We start from the raw sequence: 15,450 nt of genomic DNA, 5'->3' as shown, positions 1-15,450 counted from the left end.
ACTCACCGGCTATCTGACCACTTCAATTTTCACTATATCCCAGTTCTCATCAACTCCCCTGAGCGTTGAAACCAGAGCCTCTATAACCTTACCAAAAACCCTGGTTACAAACTCATTCATCTCGATATCCTCACCATCAACCACAAGCCTTACCTCCATTTTCTCACCTTCCAACAATCTTTCTAAAATCTGATATAAATGACTTAATAACCTCTTCCGTGACATGGGGCATAATAACAAACCTTATTGCTCTCGGATTTCTTATTGTGGATATCACCCAATTTCTCCGGTACAGTTCCTCTTTCAGTCTTTCAGCATCATCTGCCGGAAAGGCAACAACGTTCATTATTGGCTCGATAACAGGTTCAAATCCCAGCGACATCATCTCCTCAACCAGCAATCTTGTGTTATCCAGGCATTTGTTCACGACCTCTTTCATACCATCAAATCCCAGGTGCTTTAACACGGCATAGGCCGAAGCTACGCCAGTTCCCGGTCTAGTTCCTGTGAGGGTGAATTGGGCCTTCGATGTCAAGTAAGGAGTCTCGACCTCAAGAGCTCTCAGGTACTTTTCACTTCTGAAAACTATACCTCCGGCGGGAATCGTGGCCATACCCATTTTGTGCGGATCTATTGTAATCGAGGATACACCTTTGTTCTGGAAATCAAAGGGGTAAGGATCATCCATGAAGGGGATCACGAGACCACCAAAAGCTGCATCGACATGGAGCTCTATACCTCTCTCCTCTGCAAGCTTTGAAAGCTCCACAATTGGATCAATCTGTCCTAGCTCGGTTGTTCCGGCAATGCCAACAATGGCAACTGTGGAATCATCGATCAGTCTTTCCACCATGCCCACCTCAACCCGGTATTCCTCATCTATCCCAGCCCTTCGGATCTCCACGCCCAGAATGTCGCCTATCTTCTCAAACGAGAAATGAGCAGTTTCAGGAATGACGATGTTCGGTTTATTTTTCGATCTCTGAATATTTCTTGCGGCTCTTATTCCCTGAATGTTTGCTTCAGTACCACCGGAGCAGATATACCCTGCAGGATTATCACAGTGTAGAATTTTTCCAAGCATCTCCATCAACTTCTTCTCCAGCTCAAGGGTGCCTCTGAATATCCCCGGGTCTCCCAAATTCGTCTCTATGAACATACTGTGGGCCTCAAGAGCAATCGGATGCGGAATTGTGCACATAGAGCTGAGTACCCGAGAGTACGGAATGTCCTTTTCTCTGTACGCCCTCAGTTCATCGGTGATGTCCATGAACCCATCTCGGAAAAGTGTAATAAATAGCTAACTAAACTTTCCGCAGTGAGGATGGCTGTACTTGTGGGTGGTGTAGGGCGCAGAATAGGGATGGAAAAAACAGAGGTCGAACTTTGCGGGAAAAGACTGATTGAAATAGCCATAGAGAAGTACTCGGAATACGATACAGTTTTTGTCTGCAGAGATGAGAAGCAGGCAAAATTTCTTTCCGAGAGGTACGATATTAAGATTACATGCGACTTTTACAGGGACGTGGGGTCAATAGCCGGTATTCATGCTGCTCTGAATTTCTTTGAAAATTGCGTTGTCGCTGCAGTGGATATGCCTTTTGTTAGAAAAAAACTTGTCGAACACATATACGAGAAGGGTGTTGAGACGGGCTGCGATGCACTGGTACCCAAACATGAATATCCCGAGCCACTGCTTGCTTACTACTCCAGAGGATCGATAGGAGAGATCGAAAAGGCGATTAAATCCGGAATAAGGAAGATACTGTTCCCCTTGAGAAATCTCAATGTTATTTACTATCCTGCAGAAAACCTGAGAAAGTTTGATAAAGATTTGCTCTCATTCCTCAACATCAACACAGAGGAGGATTTGAAGAGGGCTGAAGAGATATGCTCAGAGATGGGTTTGGAAGGGTTGTGACGAACTTAAGAATTGCTGTTACCAACAGATGCAATCTCGAATGCTTTTACTGCCATAAGGAAGGGGAGAGAAACCCGGGAAAGGAGATGTCACCGGACAGGATAGTCGAGATAGCAAAGGCCTTCCACAAGCTCGGTGTGAAAAAACTCAAAATTACGGGAGGAGAGCCACTGCTCAGAAAGGACATTTTGGATATTATTCAGGAAATGCCCGAGTTTGATGAGATTTCAATGACCACTAACGGAATTTTGCTGGAAAAGTATGCAGAGGAACTCAGAGAGTGCGGATTGAGCAGGGTGAATGTAAGTCTCGATACGCTCAATGCGGAGAAATACAGGTTCATCACAAAAGTTGGTGATGTCGAAAAGGTCGTGAGTGGGATATCCCGGGCATGCGAGGTTGGGTTAACCCCCGTAAAGGTTAACATGCTTGTGCTGAAGGGTATAAATGATGATGAGGTGGAAAATCTGCTGGAGTTTACGAATTCATTCAATAGCAGTGAAGTGAGAGCGATTCTGCAGTTAATCGAGCTGTTACCTCTCCCCGGTCTGGAAAAGTACTTTTTTGACATCTCCTCTTTAGAAAAAAAATATTCTGAAATTGCATTCCAGACAAGAATTAGGGCCATGCACAGAAGGATGCAGTATTTCACTCCTCTGGGCGTGATTGAGTTCGTAAAGCCCCTTGACAACTCTGCCTTCTGCATGCACTGTAACAGGATGAGGGTCACCTCTGACGGTAAGTTAAAACCGTGTCTTCTAAGAGATACCACCATAAGCATCAATGGAAAACACGACGATGAGCTGATAAACGAAATAATAGCAACTGTCAGGAAAAGGGAGCCATACTTCAAAGGTGAACCATGAGACCGTACGTCTTCATCAACGTTGCCGCAAGTCTGGACGGTAAAATCAGTGATGAAACAAGAAAACAGCTTAAAATCTCATGCGCAGAAGACTTAAAGATCGTGGACGAATTGAGAGCAAACTCGGATGCAATTATGGTGGGAATAGGCACGGTTCTGGCTGATGATCCGAGACTGACTGTGAAAAGTGCTGAACTCAGGGCGATGAGGGTCGGCCAGGGAAAAAGCCCCAACCCAGTGAGAGTGATTGTTGACAGCAAATGCAGAGTGCCCCTTGACGCGAGAGTTCTGAACGATGAGGCAAAGACGATTGTTGCAGTCTCAAAATCGGCGAACAGGGAAAAAATGAAGATGGTTGCTGAGGTTGCTGAGGTTGCCGTGTTCGGAGGGAGGAAGGTCGATTTAAAGTTGCTGCTTGAATACCTGTACAAGACAGGAATAAGGAAGGTTATGGTTGAGGGTGGGGGAACTCTGATTTCGTCCCTTATTTCGGAGAAGCTGGTTGATGAGATGAGAATCTACTATGCCCCAATGTTCATAGGCGGCAGCAGTTCTCCAACAATATGTGACGGGAGGTCAGAAATCGTGGGTTGTAGCATCGAGAGAATTAAGAAAATTGGAGGGGGATTTGCGGTGCATGTAAAATTCAATCCGTGAGGCTCTTTTCAATTCTTTCAAACTCCAGAATTAGCCCTGATTTTATCTTCTCCAGAACTTTTACGGGTTTTTCAGCTTTGTAAATGTAGCCCACCCATCCCCTTTCAATTAGCTCTTTTTTGACGATTCCCCTCTTAACCAGCACTTTCAACCTGTCCCTGACAAATCTGACAGAAAGACCAAGCTCTCTTGCAATCTCACTCACCCTCATCTCCCCTTTCTCCAGAAGAAGTGAGTATATTCTGATGTCTGATGGTTTGAACTTCATATTCTCTATCACATCTGAGATCTCATGGAGCGGATTCATACCCATATCCCCCTTTCCCATTCCTGATATTTAACTATCCTATGAACAAATTTGTTCCTACATGGGAATAAATTTTACGCAATGCATTTATACAGAAATACATACTTATGCAGGGTGGGTAAAATGGACAGAATCAGGTTTTTTGCTGAAGTTGTGGATAATCCTGTAGCAAAGACGGCAATAAAATCACTCTCAGGTTACTGTCACCTCTGTCAGAAAAACAGGCTTGAGGTCGCCCTCGAACTTGCGTTGGGTTACAGAGACAAGGCCTGCTGGAAGTGCAGATTGGCCTCGAAGGTTGTCAAACCCGTTCTGGAGAGGGGGGCAAAGGCTTTCAATGTAACCTACGGGGAACTGAAGGAGAAATTCAAGGATGCCTACTGGAGAAGAGGTTTAGCGAATGTTATCAAGGGTCTGGCTAATTTTGGAATGCAGAAACCTTTTGTTCCGGGTGCACCTTTTCAGGTGGTCTGGGATGTAACCTACGCATGCAATCTCCGCTGCAGGCACTGCTATGCGACTGCCGGAAAGCCTTTGGAGGACGAACTAACAACTGAAGAAGCCTTCGATGCAATAGACAAATTTGACAGGCTTGGAGTTACCATAATAGCGTTTTCCGGTGGAGAGCCACTCGTAAGGAGAGATATATTTGATCTGACAAAATATGCTGCTGATAAAGGAATCTACGTTGCAATTGCCACTAACGGAACTCTTATCACCGAAGATGTTGCAAGAAAACTAAAAGAGAGCGGAGTTGGGTACCTGCAGATCAGTTTGGACGGTCTTAAACAGACGCACGACCGGTTCAGAGGAATATCCGGCTCATTCGACAGAACGGTCGAAGGGATAAAGAATGCTCTTAAGGCAGGACTGTTTGTCAACGTTTCCATGACTGTCACGAAATACAACTACAGGGATGTTGAGGGAGTTATAGGTCTCTGCGAGACACTGGGCGTTAACTGGTTCATGCATTACAACTTTATTCCCACTGGAAGAGGGAGAGAAATTGTTGAGGCAGATATCAGCCCTGAGCAAAGAGAGGAACTGCTGAAGTTCTTGTATCAGAGGAACCACACCTCAAGCATCCAGCTACTGTCCACCGCACCGCAATTTGCAAGAGTTGCTCTTCAGTGCGAGGGAAACATGGTGCCAACCCATTTCTACAATATAACTGCGGGGGACAGGCTGAGGGAGCTGGCCGGGTTTATCGGGGGTTGCGGTGCGGGGAGATTTTACATATCGATGAGGGCAAATGGTGACATCCAGCCCTGTGTTTTCTTTCCCCTGAAGGTAGGAAACATAAGGGAGCTAGATCACAGGAGTCTGGAAGACCTCTGGCTCCACAATCACGTCTTTGAGGATCTTCGAGATAAGGATATTATAGAGGGTTGTGGAACATGCAGATACAGGTATTACTGTGGCGGCTGCAGAGCAAGGGCTTACAACTATTTTGGGGATTATCTAAAGCCTGATCCTGGCTGCATCCGAAACAAAAATTGGTGGAAGCAGGTTAAAATATCAGAACTGGAACTACAATAAATTTGGAAAATTTTTTAAGATTCTGAGCAAAATTGCTCCAATGAAGATAATTATAATTAAAGACGAAAACGACATCGAGGAGTGTGATATAGCAATTTTGAGCGACGTAAAATTACAGGATGAGGTCAAAAAATTTGCCGGATTTATCCTGCTCCCCGGAGAAAATCCCTCCGATGATGTTATTGAAAGACTTCTCGATTTTGAAGTCTTTTGTACTATTGTTGAAAGAAGTTCTGACCCGATTGTCATCCACAACGGGGAAAAAAATACTATTCGCAAATCCAAAAGTGTTGGAATACATCAGAGCGGAGGACCTTAAAAGAGATGTTGTTGAATTTATTCACCCCAAGTATCGGCCAATAGCAATAGAAAGGATGAAGAAGGTGTTAAGCGGAGAAGAGGTGGAACCAAAAGAGGAAGTATTTGTTCTGCCAGACGGAAGGGAAATACATTTTGAAACCAAACCTAGTCTGGTACGATTCAGGAACGAAAAAGCCGTGCTGCTTATACTCCGAGATGTGACGGAGAAGGTGAAGAGGCGCAAGCAGTTGAGAGAAAGTGCCGAGAAATACTGGAAAATAGTAAATAACTCACCAAATCTTATCGCTATCCTGACGGAAGAGGGTGTATTCGTGGAGGCAAATCCTTCGATGGTTAAAAGTCTGGGCACGAACCCCATTGGCAAGTCTACCTCTGAGATTATTGGAGGGGAGGTGGCGGAAAGGAGGTTGAGCTTTGCAAAAAAAGTTATTGATACAAATGAGGGCATAACATTTCAGGATGAACGAGAGGGCAAACATTTCATCAACCATTATGTCCCCATAGAAATAGGCGGAAAAAGACACTGCCTGGTTATAGCAAAGGACATAACAGAACTCGTAATCCTGAACAAGCTGTTGAAGAATGTTGCCGAAGTAAACAAGGCAATAGCAAGAATCAGAAATAGAGAAGAGCTTATTAAAAAAGTCGAGGAAATTCTTTCAGACTACTCCGCCAGAATCTCTGAGAAACCTGAAGACATCTACTTTCCCATCACCTATGGCGGAGATAATTTCGGCTACCTATGCGTGGAGAGAGTTAACAGAGAGGAAAAAATTTTGTTTGAAAGACTCTCGGAAGACCTGGCCTTAGCCTTTAAATCACTGGAAGACGAGAAAATAAAAAATGAGCTATACAATATGCTTTATGAAAATATTCTAATCATAATGTATCTTGTTGACAGAATAAGAAATCCTCTCGCTGCTCTGAGAGCTTTTGCAGAATTATTAATTGAGAATAGCGACTCCAGACAGAAAATAATTGAACAGGTTGACAGAATTACGGAAATTATCAGAACTCTAGACAGTTTATGGGAAAGATCGGAAAGGAAGATGAAGAACCGGTAGATTGCCGGAAACACGTTCAAGATAAATGCTTTTTCTGCTCAATGGTCTCTGAACAAACCTTCCCCAATCATTTTGTGGCACATACACTCCGTGGCACGCAGCAACCCATCACCAGCAATCTTTTCCTCTCAAACCCAGAATCTTACTGAAAACAGCAACATATGAGCGTTACAGCAGACTTAATGGGGGCACTAAAGCAACAGGCTACGCATGGTTAAAAAATCCCGGAGTTTGGGGGAGGCCAGCAAAGCTAACGGAAAACGCACATGCGAAAAACGTGCGAAACTTAGATGGAGCTGAAATTGGTATCGACATCGCAGGATTTTTATTGTATAGCGTCCTGAAAGAAACAAGGCTGAGAAGTTATCTCCTCCTTACTCTTCCGACATAAATCCGATTGCAGATATCTTTTGCGAATGTTGAGAAGTTCTTTGGTGTACCATAATTTGCCTACCCCTGAGCTGCGTTACTTCCCCACTGGCTCGATGTCCTGTCTGCTGCTCGATGGTTTCTCCGACTGCACTCCAGATAGTGATTCGTTATCGGAAACCGCCAGTCCTTGCCAAAAGCTCTTGGTGTGATCTTTATCCCCGGTGGTGCCTGTCTGCGTTTGTATTCGTTCCTCTCCACCATCTTTATTACTTTTCTCACGATTTCGGCATCGAACCCCATCGCCACTATCTCTTCACAGCTCCTGTCCTCCTCGACGTAAGCCCTCAGTATGGGATCGAGAATGCGATAGGGCGGAAGTTCATCCTCATCCCTCTGTCCCGGTCTCAACTCTGCTGATGGCGGTTTCAAGAAAACTCTCTCTGGAATTGGGGAATCCTCCATTTTATTTCTGTATTTCGCCAGCTCATAAACCAAGGTTTTGGGCACATCCTTTATCACAGCAAATCCCCCGGCCATATCCCCGTAAAGCGTTGCGTATCCAACACTCATCTCGCTCTTGTTTCCTGTTGTTAAAACAAGCCATCCGAACTTGTTCGACAAAGCCATCAGCAGATTCCCGCGTATCCTCGCCTGGATGTTTTCCTCTGTAACATCCTCACCGAGTCCTGCAAAGACAGGAGCAAGTGTTTTTCTGTATGCCTCGAATATCCCGGCTATGGGCAGTGTTATCAGCTCGATTCCAAGATTTTCAGCAAGCTGCTCAGCATCCTCGAGACTCTCTTTTGAGGTGTATGGAGAGGGCATCCTCACGCCGATAACGTTATCAGAGCCTAAAGCGTCAACAGCGATCGTAGCAACTATACTGGAGTCTATCCCGCCGGATAGTCCGATAACGACCTTCCTAAACCCGTTTTTCCTTACATAGTCCCTCACACCAAGCACAAGAGCATTGTAAATCTCACCGACAGGATGGGGAGGAAGAACGTTTCTTTCCGGTATTTCAGGTTTGTTGTCATTTCTCTCGTGCTTCACTCTTACGAAATTCACCCCTGCCCCCACCTTCTCTTTTTCCTGCCTTCTCCTTGGATCATGGAGACGTTTGCGAAGGACCTCTCTGCTGTCAAGATCCACAATTATGAGGTCTTCCTCAAACTGCTTTCCCCTAGCGACCAGCTCGCCGTCAGGGCCGAATACCATGCTATGGCCGTCGAAAACCAGCTCATCCTGCCCACCAACCATGTTGAGATATGCAACGAAAACCGTGTTATCGCTTGCCCTCGTTGCGAGCATCTTCTCCCTCAACCTCCATTTCCCGACGTGATAGGGAGAAGCATTGATGTTCACAACTATTTCCGCATCTCCTGAAAGAGCCTCCATCTGGACTACATCAGGGTACCATATATCCTCACATATTCCCAGTCCCACCCTCACACCGTCAATTTCAACAACAAGAGGTTCATCTCCAGCTTTAAAATACCTCTGCTCATCGAAAACTCCATAGTTCGGCAGATACATCTTTCTGTGAGTTGCAACGATTTTACCTCCGCTGGCAACCGCAGCGGCGTTGTAATTGTCATCACACTGCTCCACAAAACCGAAAATCGCCACGATACCGTCGATATTCCGTGCAACCCACGTTGCCCATCTCACGTTGTCCTCTACGAAATCGGGCTTTAGGAGCAGATCCTCAGGAGGATAGCCTGTTATAACCATTTCGGGAAAAACAACAATGTCAGCAGAAAGTTTTTTCGCCTTCTCAGCCCACTCAACAACCTTTCTTGCATTGCCCTCAAGGTCTCCAACCACAGGGTTTATCTGAGCAAGAGCGATCCTGATGTGGGTCATCAATACACAGAAATAGTCGCAGTATGTATAATTTTACCCGGTTTTCTCACAGCAATCTTCACGCCATTCCAACCCGGATACTTTCTAAAAAGTGAGTGGGCTCGCCCGGATTCGAACCGGGGACCTTCGCCTCGTCAAGGCGACGTCATAACCCCTAGACCACGAGCCCTCTGGGTAGTCTATCAGTTAATGTCATATGAATTTTGCGGTTGCCTGATCGGATGGTTTTCCCGACGGAAAATAACTGGCCAATACCTAAGGTTGAAGCAGTTTTGAAGATCTCTCAAAGCATTCAAAAAGCTCCAGACCCCAGTTTATGGCCGAAGGGGTGTCGCTGAGCAAAATCGACGAAATGTCGAACTCCCCATTTAAATAATAGGGGGCCAAACAGAGTTTCCTGTCTGTAGTTAGGCAAAGAAGCCTCGCTGAATTGTTAATGAAAACGCCGGCATTCCGGGTGATTTTTTCATTCAAAAAAATTTAACCACATCTTCTGTTACGACGATTGAAACGTCCGCATGTTTGGAAATTTCAGCGAGTGTCGTCAAGAATTCGGGGAGCACGACGCTGAAAACGGCCCTCACCAATTTCACATTTTTTAGCGCAGATGCAAGGATCGAAGAATTGCCGAGAAAATTCGTCCGATCTCCTCTTAATACAGTGTAATCACCGATTTTCCAAATTCTGAGTTTCATGGATTCCGGTATCTGTTCTGTGTCGTGCGACGTCCAGAAGTCCGGATACCTTTCCACAAACTCAATCGTTTCTTCGAGTTTCCTCGCTCAAGCAATTTTCCCTTTCCGGTTAACCTGAACCTGCCATCGTCTTTGGTTATCAGTCCGTCTTCTTTAAGCCGGGTTATGTGCCGGGAAACGGCAGTTTTGCTGATTCCCAAATCCGACACGAGTTCGGATGTTCTTTTCTCTCTTCGAGCCAGAATTTTCAACATCTTACATCTGTTCCTGGATAGGATGTCCACTGTGGAGAGTCGGAGTTAGGCATAGAAAATTTGCTGATAGTTATCAGATGTTAAAGTACGTTTCGAAATCAGTAAACAGAAAATTTACCGTGTCAACATCATTTGAACTCTGTAATCTACGCTCTTTTCGAATAAATCTCGTGTTTACGTTTTTATAATACAGAAAAATTTAAATATTTGACATGTGATACCAAAATGTTAAAAACTTTGGGAGGTGAAGGAGGTGCCGAGTTCGAGAAAGTACACGAAGCTGATATACATGGTAATCGTGGCAGCTTTGATGTTGCCGAGTTTTGTATTTCTAAGCACCTACTCGCCTCGAAGGGTGTGAACCTTCCGTGGGTTTACGAGGTCAGCACCGGTGGTCTTACTACCTACCGCATTGACATGGCAGTGGCGCTGTTATTCTCCGCGTTTTCCGCCGCAGTGTACACACTTCTGGTAGACAGGATAGTGGAAAAGAGGGGTGGCAGGTACTACTACTACGGGATAGTTGTTGTTATACTCGTTGTGGCCGTTGCCGCCCTTGCACTCTACGGTGGAGCATGCGGAGTTTGTGCGGCATTTGCCTGCAACTGGAGCGTGAAAGAGTGCGGGATAGTATGGAAAAACCTGTTTGAGGTCCAGATCAGGTGTGTATGCAAATAGTCAGAATTTATTTCAAAATTTTAATTCACGACGTCTGGGTCTGGTGACAGCATCGCCCTTCTTGTTTTATATCTCCTTTCAACTGCACACGTTGCCCGGTGAAATTTACGGGTATTCCATCAGTCTGATCCTTGCCATCCTAACACCGATTTTCGCGATGATTCTCCACAACTTCAATGCGGCAAAAGTCTTCAAACTGCACTTCAGACCTGAACTTTCTCAGGCAATCCGCCTGCTTCCATTCACACTGCTGGTCTTCGCCAGAAGCATTGATGTGAGAGTTGACGAACTCAGACTTGTCGTCAGAACACCGTTAAAGCGTAGAATTACGGCTGTATTCTCCGCATTTGCTTTATCCCTGATCGCAATGTTCTCAATTTCCACCTTACTCTCTGACATACTGCAGACAGATTTGATCACACTTACACACCTCTCCTTAGCCGCAGCCTTTGCATGCCTCATTATCCCGGCAGATCCCGACAGATCGTCCCGCTCGCTGCTCTCTCTGGTTCTGTATCTTATCATAGTTTTTGGTCTGTCCTTTCCAGCCACTGCCCTTCTTCTACCAATACTCCTCTGCCTCTACGATCTCGACGTAAAAATCGCGAGGTGGTTGGGTGAATTTCTTCCTCAAGCTCGCCGGGGGTATTTTTAAAAACAGAGTATTCTGGCTGCTGCAAGTTGCCTTTCTTCCAGCTTTGTGCTGGTTCAGTTTCTGGCTCAATGCTGAAGCCTGTCTGCTCGCGATCTACCTTTCAATTTTCCTTCACGAAGTTTTACACGTCGCTGCAGCAGGAGACAGGGTTGAGAGTGTGGAGGTAACACCTCTCCGGGTTCTGGTTGTAACGTCCAAGCTGCCCGTCCACAGGGCACTACTCTCCTCTCTATCTCCGCTTGTGGTCTCGCTTGTGGGAGTTGCGGTATACAGCATCTCCGGAAATTTCTGGCTTTCTTTACCTTTCCTTCTGCACCTATTTCTAATTCCGCTCGATCTGGCAAACTTATTGGGTGATTGGGATGCTGAAGGTTGAAAATCTCGTTTGCGGATACGGTGGGACAGCAATAACGAGGGAGATCAGCATGGAGTTTGAAGTTCCAACGCTCATTTACGGCCCGAACGGTGTCGGGAAGAGTACCTTTCTCAAGACCCTCGCCGGAATGCTGCGACCGGTGAGCGGTAGAGTTGTGAGGTGCGTGCCGGCCAGGGAAGTGTTCTACCTGACCGAAAAAATAGACGTTCCGGAGTACATTACACCAAGAGATTACGTGCTCGTGTTCTGCTCCCTTTACGGTGTTGACAGGCGCGAAGCGTTAAGAAGGCTGGAGGATGGGTTAATGTTTTTCGGAATTGATGATCTTGCCGACTGGCCTTTCTCCACACTCTCACAGGGTCAAAAAAGGATGGTGCAGTTAACCCTCCCCTACGTTCTAAAGCGCAGGGTGAATCTGCTGGACGATCCGCTGGTCGGGATAGAGAGGAAAAGCTTTCGTAAAGCTGCAGATCTGATCAAAGAGCTTGCAACACACGGCGTTGTGGTGGTAGCCGACAGAGATGTAGAGGTCTGGAGCTCCTGCAAAAGGGTAGATTTCACGGAATTCTCTCTTCGGACTGGATAAGAGATAAATAACCGATGTGCATACTCAAACATAATGATTAGGGAAGTTGGGTTTAGAGAGAGAGAAAGCGTTAATTCTGCCCTTGAAAAGCTCATAAGCAGACTTAAGGCTCTTGACATTGTAGAAGTTGGTGTTTACTCCTGTTACGGTCACGTACTTGCCGAAGACGTTAAAGCCCCGTTTGAGGTTCCACCATTCGATAGAGCAGCTATGGATGGCTACGCTGTGAGGGCAGAGGACACATTCGGAGCTTCAATCAGCAACCCCATTCTGCTCGAGCTATCAGGAAGTGTTGAAATTGGCGAGGTTCCCAACATTTCCATTGAGCCAGGAAAGGCCGTAAAAATTGTAACGGGAGCAATGATGCCAGCAGGAGCTAACGCTGTGGTTATGCTTGAGTACACAAGGCTGAATGGAAACTTCGTTGAGATTTTGAAGTCTGTAACTCCAATGAAGAACGTGTCAAGAAAAGGAGAGGACGTAAAGCATGGAGAAGTGATTTTGAAAAAAGGAGAAATTCTGCAACCGCAGGATGCCGGAGTTCTGGCTTCACTCGGAATTGAAAAGGTTAAGGTTTACCGCAGACCAAGAGTTGCGGTTATCACCACCGGCAACGAGCTTGTTGAGCTTGGAGAGAGGTCAGACGGTGCGAAGATATACAACTCAAACAATCCGATGCTCTGCAACGCCCTGCTTGAGCACAGGTTTGAGGCCATTAGCCTTGGCATTGCCAGAGACAGCAAAAACGAGATAAGAGAAAAACTGGAAAGTGCCCTGAAGTACGATGCAGTTGTTATCACCGGAGGAACTTCAGTCGGACCAAAAGATGTTGTTCCGGAAGTCGTTTCCGAATTTGGTGAAATCGTATTTCACGGCGTTTCGATGAAGCCGGGTATGCCGACTGCCGCAGCAGTTGCTGAAAACAAGCCCATATTCATGCTTCCCGGCTCACCTGCAGCAGCTCTGCTCGGTTTTTACACCTTCGTCATCCCCGCCCTCTACAAACTCATGAACGTCAGAATCGTAGCCAGAAAGTGGAGCAGGCAGAGGGGAATTCTGCAGGGAAGAGTGCCATCCGAGATCGGGGTAAGAAGCAACGTCAGGGTTTTGTGGGACGATGGAAAAGTATATCCAATCAGAATTTCCGGTTCTGGGATTTTAAGCTCCTTCGTAAGATCCAACGCCCTCCTCATAGTTCCAGAAGACAGAGAGGGTTACGAAGAAGGGGACGAAGTTGAGATAACTCTCCTGAGAGATATAACAGAGGTGTTTGAATGAGGAAGGTTTTCAGAGAGATTGTAACGATCGATGAAGCTATCAGCAGACTCTACAGCCACTTCAAACCCGAAAGGAAAGTCGAGCATCTTCCTATCCAAAAAGCGGTTGGGAGGATAATTGCAGAGGATGTCTACTCCCAAACCGATGTTCCACCATTCGACAGAGCGACGATGGATGGCTACGCTGTGAGAGCAGAGGATACCTTTGAAGCCGAGGAAGATAACCCTGTTTCATTGAGAGTTGTCGGAACGATTGAGGCCGGAATAAAGCCTGACGTTGAGATAAAAGAAGGAGAAGCTGCAGAAATTGCAACGGGAGCAATGATGCCAGCAGGAGCTAACGCTGTGGTTATGGTTGAATACACCAGAAAGAGGGGCGATTCCATTGAAGTTTTCCGGCCGGTCTCACCTGGAGAGAACGTGATGTTTGCGGGCAGTGATGTTATGGCAGGAGAGTTAATCGTGAGGGCCGGTACGAGACTGACCCACAGGGAAATAGGGGTTATGGCAGCCTGTGGACTAAAAGAGGTCGCAGTGTACGGAAAACCGAAAGTGGCGATAATCTCGACCGGAAACGAGCTGACAAATCCAGGAGAGAACCTTGAGGATGCCAAGATCTATGACGTAAACTCATACAGCATAGCAGCGGCGGTGGTGGAGAACGGTGGAGAAGCTGTTTTGATGGGAATTGTAAGGGACAGGGAAGAGGAGATGCGTGAGATCGTGGAAAAGGCTTTGAGGGAGGCAGATATAGTCATAACAAGCGGGAGTACATCTGCTGGAGCGGGGGATGTAATGTACAGAATACTGGACAGGTGGGAACCGGGAGTGCTGGCTCACGGAATCGCAATAAAGCCGGGAAAGCCGGCAATAATTGCTATCGCCAATGGAAAGCCTGTTTTCGGTCTACCAGGCTATCCAACTTCAGCGCTGACAATCTTCGAGGTCGTCGTCGCTCCATTGCTACGAGAAATGGCAGGAATTGCCGATAACAGTGGAAAAACAATCAGAGCCAGGCTTGCTGTAAAAGTGTTTTCGGCTGAGGGACGGAGGGAATACCTGCCCGTCAACGTTGTAAGGGGTTCTGCAGGTTACTCTGCTTATCCTGTCAGTGGTTCATACAGCGGTGCCGTCACTGCCTTTGCCTTTACCGATGGCTTTGTTGAGGTTCCCGAAAACGTTGTTATGCTTGACGAGGAGGAAGAGGTTGATGTAAGGCTGTACAGCGAGTTGAAACCGGCCGATCTGATGATCATAGGGAGTCACTGCATTGGTGTGGAAAAACTCCTCGAACTCATGAGGGAAAGGCAAACTTTCACGACCAAGGTCATCAATGCTGGCTCCACCGGAGGGATAATGGCAATTAAGCGTGGAGAAGCCGATATTGCCGGAACACACCTGCTTGATGAGAGCGGTGTTTACAATGAGCCGTTGATAAAGAAGTATGGGGTCAGGAATGCTGTGCTTGTAAAGGGATATCTGAGAGAGCAGGGGCTGATTGTGGCGAAGGGCAATCCTAAAGGAATCAAGGGCTTTGGAGACTTGCTGAGAAATGACGTGACATTCATCAACAGAAACAGAGGTAGCGGGACAAGAATCTTGACGGACATGTATTTGAAAGAGCTTGCCAGAGAGAAAGGAGCTGATTTCGTGGAGATTGTAAGTGAAATTGATGGGTACGCCGTTGAGGCAAAGACCCACACATCGGTTGCGATTGCCGTTGCATGCGGAAAAGCGGATGTGGGAGTGGGTATTAAAACAGTTGCAGTACAGTACGGCCTGGATTTCATCCCGCTCAGGAGCGAGGAGTACGACTTTTTAATCAGAAAAGACAGACTGAATAAGAAGGCCGTTGGGGTATTTCTTGAGATTTTGAAGTCAGAGGAATTTGCGGAAAAACTTCAGGAAGTGGAAGGGCTGAAAGTTTACGACAGAACCGGTGAGATCGTTGAACTCGATTAGTTCGGTTCACTTTTTTCTTAACTATGCCGCTGGTGTGGAACGGAACACCTTGTCC

The 15,450-nt window shown here is 46.4% G+C and carries 18 protein-coding genes and 1 tRNA gene; 11 read left to right on the top strand and 8 right to left on the bottom strand.

Features of this window, described 5'->3' with window-relative positions; translation table 11 throughout:
• Positions 1-9 precede the first annotated feature (9 nt).
• Together JFQ59_RS08290 and mfnA are read right to left on the bottom strand one after the other, a co-directional pair.
• Positions 10-159, bottom strand: a complete 150-nt coding sequence (locus JFQ59_RS08290) for a hypothetical protein (RefSeq protein WP_202319954.1) — start codon at positions 157-159, stop codon at positions 10-12.
• 4 nt (positions 160-163) lie between these two features.
• Positions 164-1,270 (bottom strand): tyrosine decarboxylase MfnA, encoded by a 1,107-nt coding sequence (gene mfnA, locus JFQ59_RS08285; RefSeq protein WP_202319953.1) that lies wholly within the window; start codon positions 1,268-1,270, stop codon positions 164-166.
• A gap of 54 nt (positions 1,271-1,324) precedes the next feature.
• Between mfnA and JFQ59_RS08280 the strand changes: the two genes are divergently transcribed.
• From JFQ59_RS08280 to JFQ59_RS08270, 3 genes are read left to right on the top strand one after another with little or no spacing between them, the layout of a single operon-like run.
• Entirely contained in the window at positions 1,325-1,921 is a 597-nt protein-coding gene (locus tag JFQ59_RS08280) for a molybdenum cofactor guanylyltransferase (protein ID WP_230972412.1), read from the top strand.
• Complete coding sequence (moaA, locus tag JFQ59_RS08275; protein WP_202319951.1) at positions 1,891-2,787, top strand: GTP 3',8-cyclase MoaA; 897 nt, start codon at positions 1,891-1,893, stop codon at positions 2,785-2,787. Before JFQ59_RS08280 ends, moaA begins: the two co-directional genes overlap by 31 nt.
• A complete protein-coding gene (locus JFQ59_RS08270) occupies positions 2,784-3,443 on the top strand; it encodes a 2,5-diamino-6-(ribosylamino)-4(3H)-pyrimidinone 5'-phosphate reductase (protein WP_202319950.1) in 660 nt (219 codons plus the stop codon). The genes moaA and JFQ59_RS08270 overlap by 4 nt, the downstream gene beginning before the upstream one ends.
• On the opposite strand, the gene JFQ59_RS08265 is transcribed toward JFQ59_RS08270, so the two are convergent.
• Positions 3,433-3,771, bottom strand: coding sequence for a transcriptional regulator (locus JFQ59_RS08265; protein ID WP_230972403.1), 339 nt, complete (start codon positions 3,769-3,771; stop codon positions 3,433-3,435). The genes JFQ59_RS08270 and JFQ59_RS08265 overlap by 11 nt on opposite strands.
• A gap of 102 nt (positions 3,772-3,873) precedes the next feature.
• Here JFQ59_RS08265 and JFQ59_RS08260 point away from each other — a divergent pair, with 102 nt between their 5' ends.
• The 3 genes from JFQ59_RS08260 to JFQ59_RS08250 are packed head-to-tail and all read left to right on the top strand — an operon-like array spanning position 3,874 to position 6,674.
• On the top strand, positions 3,874-5,289 hold the full coding sequence (locus tag JFQ59_RS08260) for a radical SAM/SPASM domain-containing protein (protein ID WP_202319949.1): 1,416 nt from the start codon (positions 3,874-3,876) through the stop codon (positions 5,287-5,289).
• 40 nt (positions 5,290-5,329) lie between these two features.
• Positions 5,330-5,608, top strand: a complete 279-nt coding sequence (locus JFQ59_RS08255; RefSeq protein ID WP_202319948.1) for a hypothetical protein — start codon at positions 5,330-5,332, stop codon at positions 5,606-5,608.
• Entirely contained in the window at positions 5,577-6,674 is a 1,098-nt protein-coding gene (locus tag JFQ59_RS08250) for a PAS domain S-box protein (RefSeq protein ID WP_330999866.1), read from the top strand. The genes JFQ59_RS08255 and JFQ59_RS08250 overlap by 32 nt, the downstream gene beginning before the upstream one ends.
• 450 nt (positions 6,675-7,124) lie before the next feature.
• Here the strand turns inward: JFQ59_RS08250 and JFQ59_RS08245 are convergent, their stop codons facing one another.
• The 4 genes from JFQ59_RS08245 to JFQ59_RS08230 all read right to left on the bottom strand — a co-directional run bounded on the left by JFQ59_RS08245 (position 7,125) and on the right by JFQ59_RS08230 (position 9,891).
• Positions 7,125-8,912 carry an NAD+ synthase gene (locus tag JFQ59_RS08245; protein WP_202319946.1) on the bottom strand — a complete coding sequence of 596 codons (1,788 nt, stop codon included), beginning with the start codon at positions 8,910-8,912 and terminating at the stop codon, positions 7,125-7,127.
• A gap of 96 nt (positions 8,913-9,008) precedes the next feature.
• Positions 9,009-9,081, bottom strand: a tRNA-Val gene (locus tag JFQ59_RS08240).
• A gap of 301 nt (positions 9,082-9,382) precedes the next feature.
• Positions 9,383-9,505: a hypothetical protein gene (locus JFQ59_RS12585; protein ID WP_269140573.1), complete on the bottom strand. Its 123-nt coding sequence runs from the start codon at positions 9,503-9,505 to the stop codon at positions 9,383-9,385.
• Positions 9,506-9,603: 98 nt separating this feature from the next.
• On the bottom strand, positions 9,604-9,891 hold the full coding sequence (locus JFQ59_RS08230) for an ArsR family transcriptional regulator (RefSeq protein WP_330999865.1): 288 nt from the start codon (positions 9,889-9,891) through the stop codon (positions 9,604-9,606).
• A gap of 195 nt (positions 9,892-10,086) precedes the next feature.
• On the opposite strand from JFQ59_RS08230, the gene JFQ59_RS08225 reads away from it, so the two are divergent.
• Positions 10,087-10,539 carry a hypothetical protein gene (locus JFQ59_RS08225; RefSeq protein ID WP_202319943.1) on the top strand — a complete coding sequence of 151 codons (453 nt, stop codon included), beginning with the start codon at positions 10,087-10,089 and terminating at the stop codon, positions 10,537-10,539.
• Positions 10,540-10,758: 219 nt separating this feature from the next.
• On the opposite strand, the gene JFQ59_RS08220 is transcribed toward JFQ59_RS08225, so the two are convergent.
• Positions 10,759-11,091: a hypothetical protein gene (locus JFQ59_RS08220; protein ID WP_202319942.1), complete on the bottom strand. Its 333-nt coding sequence runs from the start codon at positions 11,089-11,091 to the stop codon at positions 10,759-10,761.
• Positions 11,092-11,156: 65 nt separating this feature from the next.
• Between JFQ59_RS08220 and JFQ59_RS08215 the strand changes: the two genes are divergently transcribed.
• The 4 genes from JFQ59_RS08215 to JFQ59_RS08200 are packed head-to-tail and all read left to right on the top strand — an operon-like array spanning position 11,157 to position 15,395.
• Positions 11,157-11,570, top strand: a complete 414-nt coding sequence (locus tag JFQ59_RS08215; protein WP_202319941.1) for a hypothetical protein — start codon at positions 11,157-11,159, stop codon at positions 11,568-11,570.
• The gene (locus tag JFQ59_RS08210) at positions 11,557-12,156 is read left to right on the top strand and encodes an ABC transporter ATP-binding protein (protein ID WP_202319940.1); all 600 of its coding nucleotides are present in this window, start codon (positions 11,557-11,559) and stop codon (positions 12,154-12,156) included. The genes JFQ59_RS08215 and JFQ59_RS08210 overlap by 14 nt, the downstream gene beginning before the upstream one ends.
• Positions 12,157-12,189: 33 nt before the next feature.
• The gene (locus tag JFQ59_RS08205) at positions 12,190-13,434 is read left to right on the top strand and encodes a molybdopterin molybdotransferase MoeA (RefSeq protein ID WP_202319939.1); all 1,245 of its coding nucleotides are present in this window, start codon (positions 12,190-12,192) and stop codon (positions 13,432-13,434) included.
• On the top strand, positions 13,431-15,395 hold the full coding sequence (locus JFQ59_RS08200; RefSeq protein ID WP_202319938.1) for a molybdopterin biosynthesis protein: 1,965 nt from the start codon (positions 13,431-13,433) through the stop codon (positions 15,393-15,395). The genes JFQ59_RS08205 and JFQ59_RS08200 overlap by 4 nt, the downstream gene beginning before the upstream one ends.
• Positions 15,396-15,450 lie beyond the last annotated feature (55 nt).

Origin of the sequence: Archaeoglobus neptunius (assembly GCF_016757965.1) — an archaeon.
Lineage (GTDB): Archaea > Halobacteriota > Archaeoglobi > Archaeoglobales > Archaeoglobaceae > Archaeoglobus > Archaeoglobus neptunius.
The sequence above is the reverse complement of the archived record's forward strand: the minus strand, read 5'-3'. Positions and strand labels throughout refer to the sequence as shown.

What these genes read in the sequence shown, in the direction of transcription:
- JFQ59_RS08290 (WP_202319954.1), bottom strand. Translation starts at nt 159, where the DNA reads ATGGAGGTAAGGCTTGTGGTTGATGGTGAGGATATCGAGATGAATGAG.
- mfnA (WP_202319953.1), bottom strand. Translation starts at nt 1,270, where the DNA reads ATGGACATCACCGATGAACTGAGGGCGTACAGAGAAAAGGACATTCCG.
- JFQ59_RS08280 (WP_230972412.1), top strand. Translation starts at nt 1,325, where the DNA reads ATGGCTGTACTTGTGGGTGGTGTAGGGCGCAGAATAGGGATGGAAAAA.
- moaA (WP_202319951.1), top strand. Translation starts at nt 1,891, where the DNA reads ATGCTCAGAGATGGGTTTGGAAGGGTTGTGACGAACTTAAGAATTGCT.
- JFQ59_RS08270 (WP_202319950.1), top strand. Translation starts at nt 2,784, where the DNA reads ATGAGACCGTACGTCTTCATCAACGTTGCCGCAAGTCTGGACGGTAAA.
- JFQ59_RS08265 (WP_230972403.1), bottom strand. Translation starts at nt 3,771, where the DNA reads ATGGGAAAGGGGGATATGGGTATGAATCCGCTCCATGAGATCTCAGAT.
- JFQ59_RS08260 (WP_202319949.1), top strand. Translation starts at nt 3,874, where the DNA reads ATGGACAGAATCAGGTTTTTTGCTGAAGTTGTGGATAATCCTGTAGCA.
- JFQ59_RS08255 (WP_202319948.1), top strand. Translation starts at nt 5,330, where the DNA reads ATGAAGATAATTATAATTAAAGACGAAAACGACATCGAGGAGTGTGAT.
- JFQ59_RS08245 (WP_202319946.1), bottom strand. Translation starts at nt 8,912, where the DNA reads ATGACCCACATCAGGATCGCTCTTGCTCAGATAAACCCTGTGGTTGGA.
- JFQ59_RS08225 (WP_202319943.1), top strand. Translation starts at nt 10,087, where the DNA reads ATGTTAAAAACTTTGGGAGGTGAAGGAGGTGCCGAGTTCGAGAAAGTA.
- JFQ59_RS08210 (WP_202319940.1), top strand. Translation starts at nt 11,557, where the DNA reads ATGCTGAAGGTTGAAAATCTCGTTTGCGGATACGGTGGGACAGCAATA.
- JFQ59_RS08205 (WP_202319939.1), top strand. Translation starts at nt 12,190, where the DNA reads ATGATTAGGGAAGTTGGGTTTAGAGAGAGAGAAAGCGTTAATTCTGCC.
- JFQ59_RS08200 (WP_202319938.1), top strand. Translation starts at nt 13,431, where the DNA reads ATGAGGAAGGTTTTCAGAGAGATTGTAACGATCGATGAAGCTATCAGC.